This is a genomic window from Rothia sp. 27098_8_161 (genome assembly GCF_041432905.1).
In the GTDB taxonomy this organism is placed as follows: domain Bacteria; phylum Actinomycetota; class Actinomycetes; order Actinomycetales; family Micrococcaceae; genus Rothia.
In genome coordinates, this window is record NZ_JAPWAL010000024.1 from 1 (window position 1) to 19,305 (window position 19,305).

Consider the following 19,305-nt stretch of genomic DNA (forward strand, 5'->3'; position numbering starts at 1 on the left):
CTTATTGCAGGAGTTCAAGCGGCTGAACCTTCGTTGCCGCGTAGGCGGGCAATGCACCCGCAACGATGCCCACACCCAAGCCGAGGAAAGGAATCCCTAGGATAAGGGGCGGCAGAGATAGTGCCCATCCGTTGAGAAGGCACACGACCCAGGAACCGAGAATACCGAGGATGAAGCCTCCAAGAGCGCCTAGCGCCCCGAGGAGAGCCGCCTCCGCCAGGAAGCTGACCGCCACATCTCGCCGTCCCAACCCCAATGCACGGTTAATGCCGATTTCCCGGCGGCGTTCCCAGACCGAAATCTGCATGGTCATCACAATGCCGAAGCTTGTCGAGACGATAAGAACCACCAGAATAATGGTCGTAAGAGCTCGGCTATCCTTCGTCAAGGAAGCACGAAGAGTCACCGGTGAAGGCGGAATCTCAACGTTTGTATCAACGGGGGCGCGCTGCGGATCGAGTACCTGCTTGAGCTGTTCTGCGACCGTATCTGCACTTCCTGGATTCACGATGACGTCCATACCGCGTTGCAGGGTGTGGGCTTGCGGCAAGAAAGTGGAAGTGGTCGGCAGGATAAGAGCGCTACTGAGAGCAGCGTTTTTGCCGCCGTCACGGATAATGCCGAGCACATAGGCTCGCATTCCGTTGACCTCAATCATGTTCCGCCCGGGCTCAGTGCTGACCCCTAGCTCTTTCGCGAGGGCAACGCCCAGATAGACGGTAGGCTCACCGGGGCGTTCGCGGGCAGGCTCCGAAAAGTGCCCTTCGACAATGTGCGCGCCTCGTGCTTTCAAACCTGCTTCTGAAACGACTGCGAGGAGCGTTTGCTGGCCCTCATGCCCCGGCCTATTGACTTGTGGACGCGTTGCCTGCGTATCTATGGTGACTGTACCGGCAGCTTTGACCTCTGGAATTTGGTTAACGCGCCAGAGTAGTTCCTCCTCCGGTATATCCCAGGTCTGCGGCTGGAGTCGCACACCGAGCCGGGTGGAATCGTAACTGGCCAGCTGAGAGCTCGTATTGAGCGCTGACGACTCACTGACGCCCACCAGCATGATGATGGTGGTTGTTCCCGCGAGCATCGCCAATACTGTGAGCAGGTTGCGGCGCCAACGGCGGACAACTGCAAGGAGAGCGTAGTGAAGGTTGTTCCTTAGCATCTATCCTCCCCTGACAACGGGTTCTTTGAGCGCTTGGTGAGCCGGATCTTCGGGAATAGTAAGTTCGGGACTAACGAGCATCCCATCGACCATGTGTAGCTGCCGGTCGCAGCGAGCCGCGATATCGGGCTCATGGGTGATGATGACCAGGCTTTGCTTTTCCGCACGGCCGGCGAGGAGCAGATCCAACACCTTGTGAGAGTTTTCAGTATCGAGATTTCCTGTAGGCTCATCGCACAGCAGGATACGCGGGGCGCAGGCTAACGCACGCGCAACCGCGACTCTTTGCTGTTCACCACCGGACATATTGCGGGGAAGAACCTCCAAACGGTGCCCCAAACCCACCTGTTCGAGTGCCTGCAACGCACGCTGATGTGCCTGACGGCCCGGTACGCCGCGCATCCGGAGGGTGTGGGCAATGTTCTCGGTGGCGTTCAGATGAGCAATAAGGTGGTACGCCTGAAAGACAAAAGCAATATGCTCACGGCGCGCCACGGTTCGTTCGGCGTCGCTGGCGGTGCCCATGTTTTGGCCCAATATTTTCAACTCACCTTCAGAAGGCTGATCGAGTAGCCCGATGATAGAGAGGAGCGTAGATTTTCCGCTTCCGGAGGCGCCGGTAATGGCCACCGATTCGCCTTCATGGATGCTGAGGGTCGCATTTTTGAGCGCCCAGGTGGAGGGTGGGAAGAAACGCGCAATATTGTGGCACTCGATATTAGGTTTCGAGGCGGTAGCGCTCGCGGTGAGGGCACGTTCTGTCTCGCAATGAGGCATTTTAGTGCTCCTTCAGCTTCACGACAGTACCTGCCTTGAGTTCTGCAGCGGGGTTGACGAGCTCGCAGATTCCGGCGGAGCACACACCGAGGGTGACGGGAATGCTCTGACCGTTATCCAGGGTGATGGAGTGCGTTCCGTTTTCTTCAGTTTTGACGGCTGCTTCGAGCACCGCGAGGGCGTTTTCAGCGCCTCGGTTGAGGGTGACGGTTGCTTGAAAACGTGTTGATGCCGTCGTGTTTTCCGGCAAGTCAATTTTGATGGGGTAGCGTTTCCGTGCGGTAGCTCCTGGTGCGGGGGTATCGCTGTTAGGTCGCGCGCTGTTCTGCGCACCGTTGGAGACACCTGCGTTAGCGCCGCCGTCAGCGTTAGTTGAGCCTTCGGGTGTGAGGGCTGCACCTAGGGTACCTTCGAGCGGGCTTCCGTTATCGGTAAGAATCTGGACTTTCTGTCCCTCAGCGAGTTCATTGCTGAGAGCGCTACCATCCGCCGAGAGTACCAGACGGTATCCACCCGCGGATAGGGTGCACAGCGCCGGAGTTGAGGTTTGGCCTTTGGTGCCGCAGCTGTTGTCTACGGTGTATTCATTGCCGTCAGCAAAGAGGTATTCAGAGAGCGGCAGTGCGGTGCTGTAGCGTCCTTCTTCGGTTCGGTCAGTATCCCCGGGAGGGTAGTAGCCACGATCCAGGTAGAAACGGTAGACAGCGTTAGCGGTTGCTTCGCCGTAGTTTCCTTCCTCATCCCAGATGCTGTAGCCGAGCGATTCTAGAGCTTCTTGGAGCTGTTTAACGTCATCGCCGCGTGCGCCTACGGCAAGGTCGCGGTAGGCGGGGATACTACCCTTGAACGCGATGATGGGGCGCTCGTTGATAGTGGTGATAATTGAGCCGTTACTCAGCTGGGTACCCGCCTTGGCGCCGTCCCTGGTCACCACTCCTTGAGGGGTTCCTACGGTGTAGCTTCGGGCGGGTGACACGCTGACTTCTCCCGAGTAGGTGCGGGTAACAGTCTGCGTGCTGATGCGGGTTGTTAGTTGCGCGGCGCGGGACGGCTGCGCATTGGATTCAACATTGGTGCGTAGCCCCGTGTTGAGTGCGTAGATGGAGAACCCGCCGGTGATGACGAGCAGAATGACGAGCACCGGAACCAGGTAGGCGCGTATGGCTGCCGTCGTGGCGGCGCGGCGGGGGTTTTCTGAACTCTGCTGCGTGTTCATGGGTTCACCTTTCTACGGTGAAATATAGGGCGGGACTAGGGGTAATTGCTGAGGGAAACAACGTGGCGGGGGCTGAATAAAGGGGTGTATCCTCTGCTCTCATCCGCGGGTGAAAGCGGTTGAGAGCAGAGGAGCGATAGAAAAATCTCGCTAGAAAATGTTCAACGAGGAATCAGCGTTTACTATTTGCCGTTGGCTAGTTGCCGTTGACTAGAGTTGCGGCGCGCTCCTGTGCCTGACGTTCGATATCGCGTACTTCAAGGATGAGCGGTTCATGCTCATTGAGCCAGGTCGCGGCCTTTTCGTAGTAGATATTCTGCGCTTTAGTCAGGATTCCAGTGGACTTTTGGCAGTTGTAGTCGGCGTGAGCTAGGGCCTGCTCTTCCGCATTGGCGGCTACATTGGCTGCCTTGTACTTACCCCAGGTTTTCTCTGCGTAGCTGGGAGCATCTCCGAAGTGCTGGATATCGGTGTATCCGCTTTCTTTCATGCATGCACCGTAGGTGGTGTCATTACGGTAGTATTTCCCCATTTCTTCTACCGCGTTATTTTTGGATCCACCCACGATGAGCTCGTTAATGAAGTTGATGTATTTGAGGTAGTTTTCTGCTGAGCCAAAGACAGCCTCTGCCGCACGTCCCAGGCATGAATCTGTTGCCATGCCGGTCTGGGCACCGTTACTCATCGTGATGGTAACGGTTTTGCTGTCTGCGGCTTGGGGGTCGCCTTGAAATGCTTTCCGATATGCCGGGTTTTCCATCGCGGGTGCATTGCTGGAGCTAGCGTTGCCCTGCCGGGTGGATAAGTACCCTTGGGTGGCCGCTTCTTCGTTGGCGAAGTGGGCGTCACTCATCGCAAGTTCATGAACGGAGCTGCCGTCAATAATGTTCTGGCTACCGGAGTAGGTGAAGGACTTCTCACTCATGCACTTTTTGACTTCGTTAACGAGGGCCACGTTAATGTCCGGGGAGGGATTCTCGTAGCTTGCCAGGACATTACGAATGTCTTGCTTAACCTCAACGGTGGTGGAGCAACTCGATACGCCCAGGCAACAGGCAATACCGATAAGGACGAGGGGTGTGAAGGGCTTCTTTGCCATGGACTTCATCTTTCTCAACAGTAAGGAGCAGGGAGGGTAGGAGCCTAAACCCTAAGAGTAGGCTCCTACCCTCTGACAGATGTAGTGTCGTAGTTACCGGGAAACTACATAATCAGTAGTGTCGTTGGCGGTATCACCAACATAGTACATCACCTGTCCTGGGTTAATGTGGAAGGTAACATTGTTTCCCCACCAGTTAGTGTTAATACCCCTGAGATGGCCGCCGGTCCAGTTGGCTGCTGACGAAAGCATATTGTCGGGGACATCGATGAAGTTGCTGAAACCAGAACGAGTCAGTTCACCCCTGAGACCAACATGGTCGTATGCGTGAAAATCAGCGTGAGCAGCGGGCATAGCTGCCCCAACCGACAAGGCGGCGGCAACGCCGATAGCGGACAACGCACGGACAAAAGTAGAACGCGATATAGCGAATCTCCTTATTGCTTAGGTAGGAGTCTGAATTACTGACCCCCATGAGTGGATATACCATCTTGTCGACATATAACTATTTGCACTAATTCGCCACATAGCAGGAACCATGCAAACTATATATGCGATTTATTGCATTTTGTGTATAAAACGCAACTTATTAGATGGTGATAGAATCATAGCAAGGCCCCATGTCTAGATGCAATGAAAATCTGCATTACCCAGCAGTGATTTAAATCACATATATATATGCTTGTTCATACCGTATTAAAACAAATCCAGGAAAATTTAGTCTTCTAAAGGCGTTCCCGGTGAATACACACAAAAAAGACAAGCGCAACGACTAAGCTTCGCCCCTCAATCGCATGAACCCACATAGCTAAAGGGCGGTGCCCCGGAAGAATGACCTTCCGGGGCACCGCCCTTTAGCTATCTCAAAGACTTATTTCAGCCCGAAATATTCAGTTTAGAACTTCGTGCCGGTCAGACGCTCATACGCCTCAACGTAACGGGCACGAGTCTTCTCCACAACCTCCTCAGGCAGGTGCGGCACGTTATCCGAACCGTCCCAACCCGCCTCCGGGGAACGCAGCCAGTCACGCACATACTGCTTATCAAAGCTCGGCTGCGCACGACCCGGCTCGTACTGGGTTGCATCCCAGAACCGCGAAGAGTCCGGAGTCAGCACCTCATCGCCCAGGGTGATCTCGCCGCGGTACGAATCGGTACCGAACTCCATCTTGGTATCCGCCAGAATAATGCCCTGCTCGCGAGCAATCTTCTCCGCAGTGGTGTACAGGCTCAGGCTCAGCTCCTCCAGGCGCTCACCCACCGGCTGACCCACCTCAGCGTACAGCTCCTCACGGGTCACCAGCTCATCATGCTCACCCACCTCAGCCTTACCGGTCGGAGTGAAAATCGGGGTGTCCAGGCGGGAACCATCCACCAGACCCGCAGGCAGCTTCACACCAGCAATCTCACCGGTCTCGTTATACGCCGCCAAACCCGAACCAGTCAGGTAACCACGCACAATGCACTCCACCGGGAACATATTCAGCGAACGGCAAATCATAGCTCGACCAGCCACAACATCCGGAACGTCAGTGGACAGCACGTGGTTCGGGACCTGCTTGAGCTGCTCAAACCACCACAGGGACATCTGAGTCAGAATCTTGCCCTTATCCGGGATCTCGGTAGGCAGAATACGGTCAAAAGCGCTAATACGGTCCGAGGCGACAACCATGACCGAACCGGCACGCAGCTCAGCGTCATCATTGACGGTCAAGCCGGTAGCGTCAAAACGTTCCTCATTCGGAACGTACAGGTCGCGGACCTTACCGGAATAAATGTGAGTCCAGCCCGGGATTTCCAGGGGGTTAGAACGAGAAGTCATGAGAATTTCTCCTGATGAGGTGGTGTGATGTGGATGCAAAAAGTCTGTGTAATTACAATACCGCGACAAGCCCAACTCCCGGTAGTGCCAATCAATCATCAATACGGCACAATCTTGAGGCAAAGAAGCGACCGGCTCCCCCACCCTCAAGCGGGGAAGCCGGTCACATTAATGTTTTAGCTACGCGGAGCGGGAATGTGGATGCGGTTCTCCACAGCCTTCAACGCGATATCGGTACGGTACTGTGCGCCAGCCCAAGAGATAGCGCGAACACCCTCGTAGGCAGCGTTACGGGCAGCAGCCAAGTCATCGCCGAGAGCAACAACAGCCAGCACACGACCGCCAGCAGTCAGCACACCCTCCTCGGATGCGGCAGTGCCCGCGTGAATCACGTGCACGCCCTCCAGAGCGTTCGCCTCATCCAGACCGGAGATGACGTCACCCTTGCGGGGAGTGTCCGGGTAGTTCTCGGCAGCCATGACCACGTCAACTGCGGTGCGGGGATCCCAATCCAGCTCGGTACCCTCAGAAATTTCACCGCGAGCAGCCGCACACAACAGCTGACCCAGCGGGGTACGCAGACGCGCCAGAACCGCCTGGGTTTCCGGGTCGCCAAAGCGGGCGTTGAACTCGATAACGCGCACGCCGCGGCTGGTCACGGCCAGGCCACAGAAGAGCACACCCACGAACGGGGTACCGCGCTCAGCCATACGAGCCACGGTCGGGCGTGCAACCTTCTCCACGACCTCCTGCACGAAGCCCTCGGGCAGCCAAGGAAGCGGGGTGTAGGCACCCATACCGCCGGTGTTCGGGCCCTCATCGTTGTCAAAAATGCGCTTGAAGTCCTGAGCCGGGGACAGCGGCAGAACATTCTTACCGTCAGAGATGACGAAGAGGGACACCTCGGGGCCGTCCAGGAACTCTTCGATGACCACGGTGCCGCCAGCGTTGAAACAAGCCTGAGCGTGCTCCAGTGCCGCGGTGCGGTCCTCGGTCACCACAACGCCCTTACCTGCTGCCAAGCCGTCGTCCTTCACCACGTAGGGCGCACCGAACTCGTCCAGGGCAGCCTGCGCCTCAGCGGCATTCGTTGCCACGTAAGCACGAGCAGTCGGCACGGAAGCCTCTTCCATGACCTGCTTTGCAAAAGCCTTGGAACCTTCCAGCTGTGCAGCAGCTGCGGAGGGGCCGAAAACGTCAAAACCCGCCTCACGCAGTGCGTCAGAAACACCTGCGACCAGGGGCGCCTCCGGGCCAATAACAACCAGGTCGGCGTTCAGCTCACGTGCCAGGGCGGTTGCCTGGGCGGGGTCATTCGCATTAATTGCGTAGACGGGAACATCCTGGGCGATGCCGGCATTGCCGGGGGCGCTGTGCACCTCAGTTACCTCAGGGTCGCGCAGAAGCGCTCGGATAATTGCATGTTCGCGGCCGCCGGGGCCCAGTACCAAAACCTTCATGCTATTCAGGGTACCCGCTATCACACTAAAAATGTGAGCTGGGAGCACTAAAAATACGGCTCTTCTCATCGAACGGCATGCTCAAAAGAATGCTTATCAGAGAAGAACCGCATCAGGTGAGTATTCACCACAACATAGGTGGCTTTGATTCGGGTTAGACCAATGCTGTCACAGCTGCAAGACCACCAAAAACAATACCGGGGGCATTAGCGATGACAATTGGAATGTCCTTCTTGGGGCGCCACAGGCCGTACAGCATCCATAGAGTGCAGTTGATAGCGGCTACCAGAGGCTGAATCCAGTCGCCCTTGTGACCGTTCAGGTTACCGATAATCTGCGGGAAGTAGAAGACATACATGAGCACGGCAGCAATCGAAGCAGCTCGCGCGAGAATGGGGAAAAACTTGGCGTGAAATTCAGATTCAGCGCTCATGCCGCTTTTTTCTGCGGTGTTCTTAGGGGTGGTGGAAGAAGAGTAGTTCTGCTCTGCCATAAAGTTACCTATTCCTGATGATTTAATGTGCGTATTATCTGAGGCTGTCATTCTCGCAAACAGTGGAGACGTAGATGATGGGAGAATCTGTTCTGGGTGGCACCAGGATACGTGGCGTTAGGAAGGGGCCGCTCCCATGTTGAGAGGCATGCGCAGACTTCTACGGGCATACTCCACGAATATTCTATTCCCCCATGCTAAATACCACCGATCAACATGAGAGATATCACGCATATAGCTCACTGCCAGCCCAAAAATATCACGTAACCATACAAAAATAAGGATGAATCCGCCCCGCCCTTACAGGCAACGTTCTGCACGGAAATATTTGCGGGGATACCATTCTGAGCCGCCTTATACACGTAAAACCGCGCACATAAGGCAGAACAATACACCCCTTAAACTAGAAGAATGACCAACAGCACCACTCCACAGGCAACCACTCCCACCACCTGCCAGAGCAGCGCCTTCGACGTAGAACTCGCGCAACTCACCCGCAACAACCTCATTGAGGCACGACACCGCGGCCGCCTCATCCTCCTCAGCCCCGATGGCGATGTGCAGCTTGCCCTCGGTGATATTCACGAACCATTCTTCCTCCGTTCCGCCGCCAAACCGTTGCAGGCCATTGGATCCATGAAGGCGGGCGCACCCCTGCGCGGTTCCCAGGTCGCCATCGCCTGCGGATCGCACCGCGGCACCTTCGAGCAGATGCGTGCCGTGCAGGACGTACTCACCCAGGGCAGCACCGAAACCAACCCGCTCACCCCGGAAAACCTGGCACTCGAGCCCATGTTCCCTGCCGATAAGCAGGCACGCCAGGCAATGACTCAGGCGAACCTCGCTGCTACTGCCCTTGCGCACCCCTGCTCCGGCAAGCACGCCGCATTCCTGTGGGCATGCACCGCTAAGCTTGAGCGTGGCGACCTCGAAGAGGGCTCGCAGAACTGGATCCTGCACAACTACCTCGACCCCGCACACCCGCTACAGCAGGTCATCACCGAAGAAATTGAAGCATTCACCAGCGAGCCGGTAGCCGCCATCGGCGTTGACGGATGTGGCGCACCCGTGCACGCCGTCTCCCTGGCCGGTGCCGCACGCGCCTACTCAACCCTCGGCTCGGCAATCCGCAACCTCGGGGCGGATGCGCGCGCCTCCACGGTCGCGACCGCCATGGTGGATTACCCCGAACTGATCCAGGCACCCGGCTCCCCCGACACCGTGCTCAGCGAAGAACTGGACGCAATCGTCAAGGGCGGCGCGGAGGGCGTGCTCTGCATTGGTCTGCGTTCGGGCACGTCCGTGGTGGTAAAGATGAGCGACGGTTCGCACCGCGCCATGTACGCCGTGGCTCTGCGTGCTCTCGCTGCTGGCGGCTACCTGAGCGCCGAGGAATGCGAGCGCCTACTCACGCTGGTGGTTCGCTCGGTGACCGGCGGCTACGTGGATGGCAAGCCGGTTGTAGTGGGCGAGCTTCGTGTGCACGAGGAGCTCTTTACCCGCGAGAATCTGGCTCCCAGCGCCCCGGAAGGGAACTAGTTGTGGCGATTCGGCGTAAGACCAGCGAGGAAGCGGGCATGGCGGCGGTGCACGAAGTGCGTGCCTTCTTTGAGGCGCAGTGTGCGGCAGTCGGTGAGCTTGCAGATGTGCATGCCCGAGGTGAGTACCTGCTGAACAGCCCCGAGGTAGAGCAGGCGTTTGCTGCTCTCCCCCGTTCAGTGCGTACGACCTTTGTGCGCTTCACCCTGGAGGAGCTGGCAACCCTCGCCCCTGGCAATAGCGTGGAGGTGCGTGTGCCCCCGCTGGGTGTGACCCAGTGCGTGGCGGGTCCTCGACATACGCGCGGCACTCCCCCGTCCGTGGTGGAGGCGCGTCCGCTCGTGTGGGCGGCACTGGTTCTGGGTGCCTGTTCGTGGGCGCAGGCGGTAGGTGCCGGTACGCTCGATGCGTCGGGTGAGCGTAGTGATCTTTCGGGTTTGTTGCCGCTCTTCTAGAATTTGCTACGAGCCAGCAGGTCCACGCAGTCTTCGTGATTTGGCGTATTTGGTGCCTGTTCTAGTGGTCCATCCTGAGGTATTTAGCGTATCCTTCACCGCATCGGCTCCGAAACCCGGTACACTTTTAAAGGTCTGGTGTATGCTACGGCACACACGGGCAGGTGTGAGTGCGGCAACACGCCCTCATCTTGCGCTTGCACAGACGCATCCGCAGTCCCAACGTCGAAAAGAAGTGAATTGATTCGCCCCGACGGAAAACTCACTCACGACCTCGATCCGATTGACCACGGACCCAAGGACGCCTGCGGCGTCTTCGGCGTCTGGGCTCCCGGCGAGGACGTGGCAAAGCTAACCTACTACGGCCTGTACGCACTCCAGCACCGCGGCCAGGAATCAGCAGGTATCGCAACCAGTAACGGCAAACGCATCCACGTGTACAAAGATATGGGACTGGTCTCCCAGGTCTTTGATGAAGCCACCCTCAGCTCCATGCCCGGCGACCACGCTATCGGCCACGCCCGATATTCCACCACCGGCGCATCCCACTGGGCTAATGCACAGCCCACCCTCGGTACCACCCCGCACGGCACGCTCTGCCTGGCGCATAACGGTAACCTCACCAATTCCGCTGACCTTTACGACCGTATTCTCGAAAAGAACGGTGGCAAGCCCCCCAAGCACGGTGAGCTTGCTCAGGGTAACACCACCGACACCGCACTCGTTACGGCTCTACTGGCAGAGCATGACTTCGATTCCCTTGAAGAAGCAGCACTCGACCTATTGCCGACCCTGCGCGGTGCTTTCTGCCTCACCTTCATGGATGAGCACACCCTCTACGCTGCACGCGACCCGCAGGGTGTACGCCCCCTCGTGCTCGGTCGTCTGGAGCGTGGCTGGGTTGTCGCATCCGAAACCGCGGCACTTGATATTGTCGGCGCGTCCTTCGTGCGTGAAGTGGAGCCCGGCGAGTTCATCACCATTGACGAGAACGGTCTGCGTTCCCAGCGTTTCGCAGAAGCTAAGCCCGCCGGTTGCGTCTTCGAGTACGTCTACCTCGCTCGCCCGGACACCACCATCTCCGGCCGTAGCGTCTACGAATCCCGCGTAGAGATGGGTCGTCAGCTTGCCCGCGAACACGCTATTGAAGCTGACCTGGTCATGCCCACTCCCGAATCCGGTGTTCCGGCTGCTATTGGTTACGCCGAAGAGTCCGGCATTCCCTACGGTAACGGCCTGGTCAAGAATGCCTACGTGGGCCGAACCTTCATTCAGCCCTCGCAGACTATCCGCCAGCTCGGTATTCGACTCAAGCTGAACCCGCTCAAGTCTGTGGTGGCCGGCAAGCGCCTCGTCGTTATTGACGACTCCATTGTTCGCGGTAACACTCAGCGTGCCCTCGTGCGTATGCTCCGCGAAGCTGGCGCGAAGGAAGTGCACGTGCGCATCTCCTCCCCGCCCGTGAAGTGGCCTTGCTTCTACGGTATTGACTTCGCCTCCCGCGCGGAGCTGATTGCGAACGGCCTGTCCGTGGACGAAATCGCATCCTCCCTGGGTGCCGATTCGCTCGGCTTCATCTCACAGGACGGCATGATGGCAGCCACCGAGCAGCCCGCCGAAAACATGTGCACCGCATGCTTCACCGGCGAATACCCGATTGAGTTGCCGAGTGAGGAACGACGCGGCAAGTCCCTCTTCGACTCCACGGAGAAGGGCAATGGCGGCCCCCTCGCCGGTAAGGCGGCTGAGGTGACCGTGGAGCGCCCCGTCCCCTCCAAGCCTGAGCATGCTGAGGCAGTCTCCATCGATACCCGCGAAGGCACCGATACTCTCGAAACGAAGTTCGACCCCTCCGCAGTACAGGTTGCCGCAGACGATGCCGGTATGGGCATGTGCAACCCCGGCCCCGACGCCGACCTCGAGGCACTGCTCACGGAGCAGGACCGCACCCCCGCAAACTCCTCCGCTACCACTACCCCGAAGGAATCCTAATGAGCGAGAACACCACCACCGTAACCTACGCGAGCGCAGGTGTTGACGTAGAGGCTGGCGATCGCGCCGTTGAGCTGATGAAGGGCGCTATCAAGGCGACCCACAACTCCTCCGTAGTTGGTGGCGTGGGCGGCTTTGCGGGCTTGTACGACGTCTCCGAGCTCGTCAAGTACCGCAAGCCCTACCTGGCTACCTCCACCGATGGTGTGGGCACCAAGGTCGCTATCGCGCAGGCACTCGATATTCACGACACCATCGGTTACGACCTGGTAGGCATGGTCGTGGACGACATCGTCGTCTGCGGTGCGAAGCCGCTGTTCATGACCGACTACATTGCTACCGGCAAGGTCGTTCCCGAACGTATCGCTAACATTGTGCGCGGTATCGCTGGCGCATGTGCACAGGCTGGCACCGCCCTGGTTGGCGGCGAAACCGCTGAGCACCCCGGCCTGCTCGCAGAGGACGAGTACGACGTTGCGGGCGCAGCAACCGGTCTGGTCGAGGCAGACGAACTGCTCGGCCCCGAGCGCGTGCGTGAGGGCGACGTACTGATCGCTATGGCGTCCTCCGGTATTCACTCCAACGGCTACTCCCTGGTCCGTAAGGTCCTGAACGTTGCCGGCTGGGGTCTGGAGCGTCAGGTGGACGAACTGGGCCGCACCATCGGTGAAGAGCTGCTCGAACCCACCCGCGTGTACGCGGCAGACTGCCTGGATTTGGCGGCAGCATTCCCCGTCAACGGTGAGGACGGCACCACCGGTAGCGGTGTGCGCGGCTTCTCCCACGTGACCGGCGGCGGCCTGGCAGCTAACCTGGCTCGCGTTCTGCCCCAGGGCCTGGAGGGTCGCGTGGACCGCTCCACCTGGCAGATTCCCGCAATCTTCTCCCTGATTGGTTCGCTGGGCAACGTACCCCTGGCCGATCTGGAGCGTACCCTAAACCTGGGCGTGGGCATGATTGCTATCGTTGACCCCTCCGTGGCTGAGGCTGCTACCAAGCGCCTGAACGACCGCGGCATCCCCTCCTGGATTATGGGTGACGTTGTTGCCGCCGGCGAGCCCGAGGCTAACAACCCCGATTACGTTCAGGGCGCTAAGGGAGTGGACGGCGGCGCGGTTCGCCTGCTGGGCTCCTACGCTTCCTAAGGACGCTTTCTCCAGTAGACAGCGAGCGCCAGCTTGCTGGTGCTGATGATTTCTACAGACCGGGGCGGTCACCCATGCGGTGGCCGCCCCGGTCTTTTGTGTGCCTGCAGGCAGGGCGCGCTGTCTGGCGTGTTTTGACTGGTTTTTATCTTTTAATATCAACCGCATTTTTAATGCATTTGAGTGTTTACATCACAGTGTTAAAAACATTTACTTATCACCCCACCCTTCAGTGGCACCATGCAGTTCACCTCACACACCCAAACCTTCAAGACTCACCTACATCAACCCTCAATGATTAGGCACTATTCAGCCTAGATAGGTTAATTTTCTACACATTAACCCACGAAAACTGCTTTAAAAATCCCTAAAGCTCACCTTGAAGTAATACCTTAGAAATGTACGTTGCACACCGTCCAAAAAGAGTTCTTCCGGTACGCAAAAAAGGGTCAAAGAAACGCTATTCCCTCACCCCTTTCAGCACTTCAGCACACCCAAAAACAGAGCCCTTTGCCGCCCCGTAAAACCAAACCAAAAAATAGGCCGAACGCATCCATACACATTACACAGTCCGCACCAACACACCTACATCAGGAGAACCAGATGAGGCTTCCATACTTCGGCGTGTAGCGCGCCCTAACACCCCCACCGCGGCAGCCCCGGGTACGCCCCGCAGTACAGCAAGCAGTGGAACCTCGCTGACGACTACGACCGGATTCCTGGCGCCCCCGCACTGGAAATCCCCGAGATGCCCAGGTCTACGACCTGAATGGTGACACCGAGCCCATCATCCAGGATGAGCCGCTGGTCACCAACCCGGTGCAGAAGCCCGCGAGACCAAAGAAAAGCACTAGCCGCGCTGCCGGGGTGATTCTTCATAATATTCGCCCCGCCGGTATAGCAAGGCCCCCGATGAGAGAACTCATCGGGGGCTTTTCGTATCTAAACTCTAACTCAACTGGCGGAGATGACTAGTGGCGATTACCGGTCGCGAAACCAAGATAGCCATTGTTCGGGTAGGTGTTCACAGAAGCACCGTACCAGGAGCGGTAACGCGGAGTGTGGCCGTAACGCGGACGCGACGGGTAGGAGGGGCGAGTGACCGGGCGGGACGGGCGACTAACCGGGCGGGACGGGCGGGTCACCGGACGGCTAGCCTTAGGAGCCGGGATCACCTTCGGTGCGGGGGCCTGCTGACGCTTAGCGTCCTCTTCAGCCTTCTTGCGTGCTGCCTCTTCAGCCGCCTTCTTGCGTGCCGCCTCAGCTACGGCAGCCTCCGCAGCTTCACGATCGGAACGAACCTGCTGAACCGCGCGTGCTGCATTCACAATGCCGGAACCGCACGCGGACTGGTCGCACTCAACACCCTGAGAGGTGGACTGCAGAGCCTTCTTCGCCTGAGCGTAAGTAAGCTTCGGGTCGACCGCCTTCATGAGCGCCACAATACCAGCAACGTGCGGTGCCGCCATGGAAGTGCCCTGGTACTCGGCGTAGTCAGCCTTACCGGGAGCAGTCTTACCGGCGTTCAGGGTGGAGAGAATACCGCCACCCCAGTAGCGGCGATCGCCACCGGGCGCGCTCACGTCCACGCGGGAGCCATAGTTGGAGAAGTAGGAGCGCTTGCCGTTCTTATCGGTTGCGCCCACGTTGATGACATCCTCACAGTTGCCGGGGCTGGACTTCGAGGCATCAAAGTTGTTGTTACCCGCTGCGACGACCACGATGGAGCCACGCTTATTCGCCTGAGCAATCGCCTGGCGGTACGGGGTGGTGCAGGTGCCCTCGCTACCGATGGACATGTTAATGACCTGGGCGGGGTTCTGGTTTGCCGGAACGCCGCGCACGCTACCGCCGGCAGCCCAGATAATGCCGTCAGTGATGTCCGAGTCGAAGCCGCCGCAGGCGCCCAGAACGCGCACGGGCACAATCTTCGCCTCGGGCGCCACACCGGCAATGCCTTCGTTATTGTTCGCAATAGCGGCAATAGTGCCCGCCACGTGGGTGCCGTGCCAGTCGGAAGGGCTTGCCTTCGAACCGGTGAAGCACTGGTTGTCTACGGTCCAGTTGCCGGCGTCGGTCGGGTCGGAGTCGCGGCCATTACCGTCGTTGGAGAACGCCGACTCGGCGATGAAATCATAGCCGGGCAGCACGTTAGCGTCCAGGTCCGGGTGAGCGGTGATACCGGAGTCCAGCACCGCCACGGTCACACCCTTACCGCGGGTGGTGCCCCACGCCTCCAGCGCGGAGACTCCGTTCTCACCGGTGAGGGACCACATGCGGTTCATCTTCGGGTCATTGATTTTGATGGTTTCCGAGGTGTGATCCACGGTGGCGTAGCGGCGCATATCGGGTACTACGGAGGCGACCTTGGAGTTCGCGCTCAGGGCGTTCATATACTGCTGCGCCTGAGCCGGGGTGAGCTCCGAAGAGGTGGTGACTACGCTGGCATCCAGCGCGGTGGAGCGGACGTAGCTGGTCTTAATGTTCAGCAGCTCGTCGATACTCTGCACATCGGAGGTGATGCCTGCGTAGAGTGCGTCACTCCAGGTTGCCTGCTGGGTACCGGCAGCTGCGGACCAGTCAATCTGGTCTGCAGTGGCTTCGGCGGAGGCGGCGTTCTTCGCCTCATCGGTGTAGGTGATGATGAAGCGGTTGTATGCCACGGGCGCGGACTGCGCAGTATTGGAGACCTGGGCAGTATTAGATGCCTCTGCCGTCGCAGATGCCTTAGGGTGGGGAACCTGCGCGGTGGGTGCCGCCACGGCGGGGATCACGCTTACCGAGAGCAGGCAGGTCGCGGTGACGAAGCTCAGCAGGGAACGCTGTGAGGAGCGTGCCTGGGAGGGGCGAGCAATGCGAAACATGGACGTCCTTGAGGTGAGTGGTACCGGGTGCGCACGATGCGGTGTAGCGTTGCCGACTTGCGTTGAGGGCGCAGAGCGAGGTGTGTGTACTCGGTACGAGTGAATAGGGAAGAGTGGGGTGTTAGCGCTGTGCGGTGTTTTTATCGCACGCATCTACCGGGCAGATGTCTCTGTGGGTAGATGCTGTTGTGCGGGGTGGTTGATGCATGGCGCTGTGGTGCGTGGTGTCTGCATTGTAGCTTGTGGGGCTGTTGAGGGTAGCTCCACAATATGCATGCACGGGTACGTACCGTGAGATACTCTAGCACCCTTTTTGGGTTACTTTATGAATAAAATAACCTTTATGATACAGGTCACTTTATGTAAAGATAAGTAAAACTTAAATCTTTACTTCAAGCCCAGGAGAATAGCTCAACCAGGCATTTCTTTATTTGCATTTACGTGAAATAAAAATCTTATTATTTACGCCACACTATCGAGCTTTAGTCGCTTCACGCATAGGAAAAGATACTAGGATAGCAACATCCCACCACATAAACTACTTCCAAAGAACTCCCGCACACAGGCTGAGAGAAAATATATATCAATGCAATGATGTGCATTTTCTTTTTTCTATTCGCCCCTCACAAGCCAATACACAAAGAATGCAGATATTTTCTAAAAGGTGCATTTATGTTAGTGGATGACCAACCCCCTTGCCGCTTCCGGCGCTCCCATACGCAAAGACCCCGTTGAGTTTTCTCATTGGGGTCTTTGCGTGAACAGAACGCTGCCGCTTTTGATGCTGCAGCTTGCATCTCCCACCTATCCTCACGACTGATGGGTGGGAGAAGTTTTGTAGGTAGCCTCTAGTGAACTAGCCGCTAGGGACCTACCTGAGAGGCGGGCATTCCGGCACGAATGCCGGCAGCCTCCATGCGAGCCGACTCGTAGCTCACCGCACGCAAGCCGGAAGAGGTGGCGATTGCTTGAGTCTTTTCTCGAGTATTTTTCTGACGCTGGGTAGGTAGAAAGACCCAGCGGCGCTGAACCGCGAAGCTGATCGGGATTAGAATCAGTTCGGTCAGAATCTTGGTGACCAGCAGGGACGCCCCCAGACCGGTCAAAGCTTCCATCAGAGCCGCGTTGACTGCGAGGATGCCCACCGCCAGCACGGTGTAACGTACCAGCGAAGAGGATGCGGAGGTGCATGCCCCTCCGTCATGCATAAGCATTCGGTTGACGGTGAAATTCGTTAGCGCCGAGATGATGCGGGCACCAATCACGGCTGCCAGCAGCGGAGCGCCTATGCCCATCAGGACGAAGAAGGCGATAGCATCCACAAGGAAGCCGGTCAGGAAAGACGAAACCAGGAAGGCAAGCAGCGGCGCGTAAATGAGCGCCGAGTCCTGCAGAGGCCTAAAGTGGCTGGTCGGGTTGCCCGGCTCGTAGACCTTCACAATAGGTACCTGCACCAATTCCACGTCTGCGCGGGTTGCTCGCAGAAGCATGGAGAACTCGTACTCATACTTATCGCCGGGGATCTGCAGCAGCCAGTCCAGAATCTGCGGAGTGAAGCCGCGCAGACCGGTCTGGGTATCTGCCACGCGGGCGCCGGTCGCCAGGGCGAAGAAGCCTACGGTTGCGCTGTTGCCAATCTTGGAGCGTAGCGGCACCTTGGTGCCTTCTTCGCCGGCGTTTGGGTCGGGCTTGGTACGCACGCCGAGGATGATGCTCATCTGGCCTGCCGCCGCTGCGATTTCGGTGCGCACGCCCACACGGAAGATGTCCCGGGGTAGGTGCTGGCCGTCTGCATCGGCGGTGACGATGACCTCGCCGGAACGGTTTGCTTTCACCCAGGCGATGCCGGTGCGCAGTGCCGCACCCTTACCCTTGTTGACCGGGTGGGCCTGCACGGTCACGCCGTCGATACGCAGTTCGGTAAAGATTGGCGCATAGGTGCTGCCGGAGCCATCGTCAATGATGAGAATTTCTGTATCCGGATCCTGTTCACGCAGGGCACGGACAAACCGGACTAGTGATTGGTCCGGTTTATAGGCGGGTATCAGGATAATCACGATGCGCTCCCTGCTATGTAGAGGATGTCGCTGGTGCCACGTTCCTTGGTGCCACCCTGCGGGCGATTGACCAGCTCATTGTTGAAGACCATGGCGGAGGAGCCACCACCGTCCAGGTTGTAGGCGCTCACGCAGCCGAGGTCCTTGAACATCTGGGCGAACTCGGGCATCGTCACGCCACGCGAGTAGTTGGTGGAGCGGCCATCGACCACAATGAAGACCAGGTGATTGGTGCCGAGCACACCCACACCGGTTCGCGGCTGGTTGCCCTGGATGGAGTGGTTACCAAAGTTGGTGTCCACCTCGACGCTGTCGATGCCGTCGACGATTGCGGAGTCCTTGACCAGCGCGGGGCCGAAGGAGAGAGTGTTCCACACACCCTCGTTGACGAGGGTCTGGGCATTGGTTGCGGTTTCGTCGTAGAGCTTGACGGAGCCGTCGCGGTAGAAGGCGAAGCCTTCACGTGCGCCGGAGTCACGGTAGACAACACCGTTTCGGATCACGATGCCGGTGGTACGGAAGCCATAGTAGTCACCGTTGATTGCCCAGATGCCGTTGTGTTCAGCCGCCATGTTCGAGGGGGTGTCGATGATGTTCTGGCCGAACTTGTTGTTGGCGAAGGCGCTTCGCAGCAGAGTCGCGTTGTCGAGCTTTATGTCTGCTACGAAGGAGACGACCACATCCGAGCCGCTACCGGTGGTGTTGGTGGTGATGGTGATAGAGCCTTCGTTAGCGGTGAGGCTCTGACCGTTGACCTTCACGCCAGTCAGTTCGGTGGGGTCTGCGGTGGCGGAGCCGGAGGCGCTTGCGTTTGCCTGGGCTGCTGCCGCCTCGTAGGCGGTGGTGTCTTCGATTTCGGTGTGCTCTGCCAGGTAGCGGTTGTATGCCCACCCCGTACCGCCGCCGACTACTGCGAGTGCACCGAGGCCGCCGCCGATAAAGATTCGACGAGTGAGATTCTTCTTGGCTAGCTTCTGCTCTGCAGCGGTTTGTACTGCGTTAGCTTGTTCTGCCGCGGTCTGGGTGGTCTGGTCAATGTTCTGAGTCATGTTCTGTTCGTTGTTCATGTCTCTAGAATGCCGGCCTATTCTCTGTGCCAGTCATGACTAAGCTGTGCAGGAGCTATGTATGATTATTCATTTCAAACTTTTTTATTACCAACTATGCTCTATTATCAAATAGATTTATGCATATCTATGTATAAACATGTTTATTGGCTCTGCGCCC

The 19,305-nt window shown here is 58.1% G+C and carries 14 protein-coding genes; 4 read left to right on the forward strand and 10 right to left on the reverse strand.

The window, feature by feature from the left end:
* Position 1: 1 nt before the first annotated feature.
* From O3648_RS07555 to O3648_RS07585, 7 genes are all read right to left on the reverse strand, one after another.
* A complete protein-coding gene (locus O3648_RS07555) occupies positions 2-1,159 on the reverse strand; it encodes an ABC transporter permease (protein ID WP_371569395.1) in 1,158 nt (385 codons plus the stop codon).
* A complete protein-coding gene (locus O3648_RS07560) occupies positions 1,160-1,936 on the reverse strand; it encodes an ABC transporter ATP-binding protein (RefSeq protein WP_371569398.1) in 777 nt (258 codons plus the stop codon). It abuts the gene before it with no gap.
* A 1-nt stretch (position 1,937) separates the two neighbouring features.
* A complete protein-coding gene (locus tag O3648_RS07565) occupies positions 1,938-3,152 on the reverse strand; it encodes a peptidoglycan-binding protein (RefSeq protein WP_371569401.1) in 1,215 nt (404 codons plus the stop codon).
* Between the two features lie 196 nt (positions 3,153-3,348).
* Entirely contained in the window at positions 3,349-4,251 is a 903-nt protein-coding gene (locus tag O3648_RS07570; RefSeq protein WP_371569403.1) for an adenylate cyclase, read from the reverse strand.
* 895 nt (positions 4,252-5,146) lie between these two features.
* Positions 5,147-6,073, reverse strand: a complete 927-nt coding sequence (locus O3648_RS07575; RefSeq protein ID WP_049327456.1) for a phosphoribosylaminoimidazolesuccinocarboxamide synthase — start codon at positions 6,071-6,073, stop codon at positions 5,147-5,149.
* A gap of 176 nt (positions 6,074-6,249) precedes the next feature.
* Positions 6,250-7,533 (reverse strand): phosphoribosylamine--glycine ligase, encoded by a 1,284-nt coding sequence (purD, locus tag O3648_RS07580; RefSeq protein ID WP_371569406.1) that lies wholly within the window; start codon positions 7,531-7,533, stop codon positions 6,250-6,252.
* Positions 7,534-7,687: 154 nt separating this feature from the next.
* The gene (locus O3648_RS07585; RefSeq protein WP_279754760.1) at positions 7,688-8,026 is read right to left on the reverse strand and encodes a hypothetical protein; all 339 of its coding nucleotides are present in this window, start codon (positions 8,024-8,026) and stop codon (positions 7,688-7,690) included.
* A gap of 411 nt (positions 8,027-8,437) precedes the next feature.
* On the opposite strand from O3648_RS07585, the gene O3648_RS07590 reads away from it, so the two are divergent.
* From O3648_RS07590 to purM, 4 genes are all read left to right on the forward strand, one after another.
* Positions 8,438-9,565, forward strand: coding sequence for an asparaginase (locus O3648_RS07590; RefSeq protein WP_371569408.1), 1,128 nt, complete (start codon positions 8,438-8,440; stop codon positions 9,563-9,565).
* 2 nt (positions 9,566-9,567) lie between these two features.
* Entirely contained in the window at positions 9,568-10,020 is a 453-nt protein-coding gene (locus tag O3648_RS07595; RefSeq protein ID WP_279740896.1) for a sterol carrier family protein, read from the forward strand.
* Positions 10,021-10,260: 240 nt separating this feature from the next.
* Entirely contained in the window at positions 10,261-12,012 is a 1,752-nt protein-coding gene (gene purF / locus O3648_RS07600; RefSeq protein ID WP_314078518.1) for an amidophosphoribosyltransferase, read from the forward strand.
* The gene (purM, locus tag O3648_RS07605) at positions 12,012-13,157 is read left to right on the forward strand and encodes a phosphoribosylformylglycinamidine cyclo-ligase (protein ID WP_279740901.1); all 1,146 of its coding nucleotides are present in this window, start codon (positions 12,012-12,014) and stop codon (positions 13,155-13,157) included. Before purF ends, purM begins: the two co-directional genes overlap by 1 nt.
* A 971-nt stretch (positions 13,158-14,128) precedes the next feature.
* Here the strand turns inward: purM and O3648_RS07610 are convergent.
* The 3 genes from O3648_RS07610 to O3648_RS07620 form a co-directional block, all read right to left on the reverse strand.
* A complete protein-coding gene (locus O3648_RS07610) occupies positions 14,129-16,021 on the reverse strand; it encodes a S8 family peptidase (RefSeq protein WP_371569411.1) in 1,893 nt (630 codons plus the stop codon).
* Positions 16,022-16,884: 863 nt separating this feature from the next.
* On the reverse strand, positions 16,885-18,078 hold the full coding sequence (locus O3648_RS07615) for a glycosyltransferase (protein WP_371569415.1): 1,194 nt from the start codon (positions 18,076-18,078) through the stop codon (positions 16,885-16,887).
* A complete protein-coding gene (locus O3648_RS07620; RefSeq protein ID WP_371569417.1) occupies positions 18,075-19,145 on the reverse strand; it encodes a phosphodiester glycosidase family protein in 1,071 nt (356 codons plus the stop codon). Before O3648_RS07620 ends, O3648_RS07615 begins: the two co-directional genes overlap by 4 nt.
* Positions 19,146-19,305: the final 160 nt, after the last annotated feature.

Coding starts and splice junctions, on each gene's coding strand:
- O3648_RS07620 (WP_371569417.1), bottom strand. CDS start 19,145: ATGAACAACGAACAGAACATGACTCAGAACATTGACCAGACCACCCAG.
- O3648_RS07560 (WP_371569398.1), bottom strand. CDS start 1,936: ATGCCTCATTGCGAGACAGAACGTGCCCTCACCGCGAGCGCTACCGCC.
- purM (WP_279740901.1), top strand. CDS start 12,012: ATGAGCGAGAACACCACCACCGTAACCTACGCGAGCGCAGGTGTTGAC.
- O3648_RS07555 (WP_371569395.1), bottom strand. CDS start 1,159: ATGCTAAGGAACAACCTTCACTACGCTCTCCTTGCAGTTGTCCGCCGT.
- O3648_RS07610 (WP_371569411.1), bottom strand. CDS start 16,021: ATGTTTCGCATTGCTCGCCCCTCCCAGGCACGCTCCTCACAGCGTTCC.
- purD (WP_371569406.1), bottom strand. CDS start 7,533: ATGAAGGTTTTGGTACTGGGCCCCGGCGGCCGCGAACATGCAATTATC.
- O3648_RS07590 (WP_371569408.1), top strand. CDS start 8,438: ATGACCAACAGCACCACTCCACAGGCAACCACTCCCACCACCTGCCAG.
- O3648_RS07570 (WP_371569403.1), bottom strand. CDS start 4,251: ATGGCAAAGAAGCCCTTCACACCCCTCGTCCTTATCGGTATTGCCTGT.
- O3648_RS07585 (WP_279754760.1), bottom strand. CDS start 8,026: ATGGCAGAGCAGAACTACTCTTCTTCCACCACCCCTAAGAACACCGCA.
- O3648_RS07565 (WP_371569401.1), bottom strand. CDS start 3,152: ATGAACACGCAGCAGAGTTCAGAAAACCCCCGCCGCGCCGCCACGACG.
- O3648_RS07575 (WP_049327456.1), bottom strand. CDS start 6,073: ATGACTTCTCGTTCTAACCCCCTGGAAATCCCGGGCTGGACTCACATT.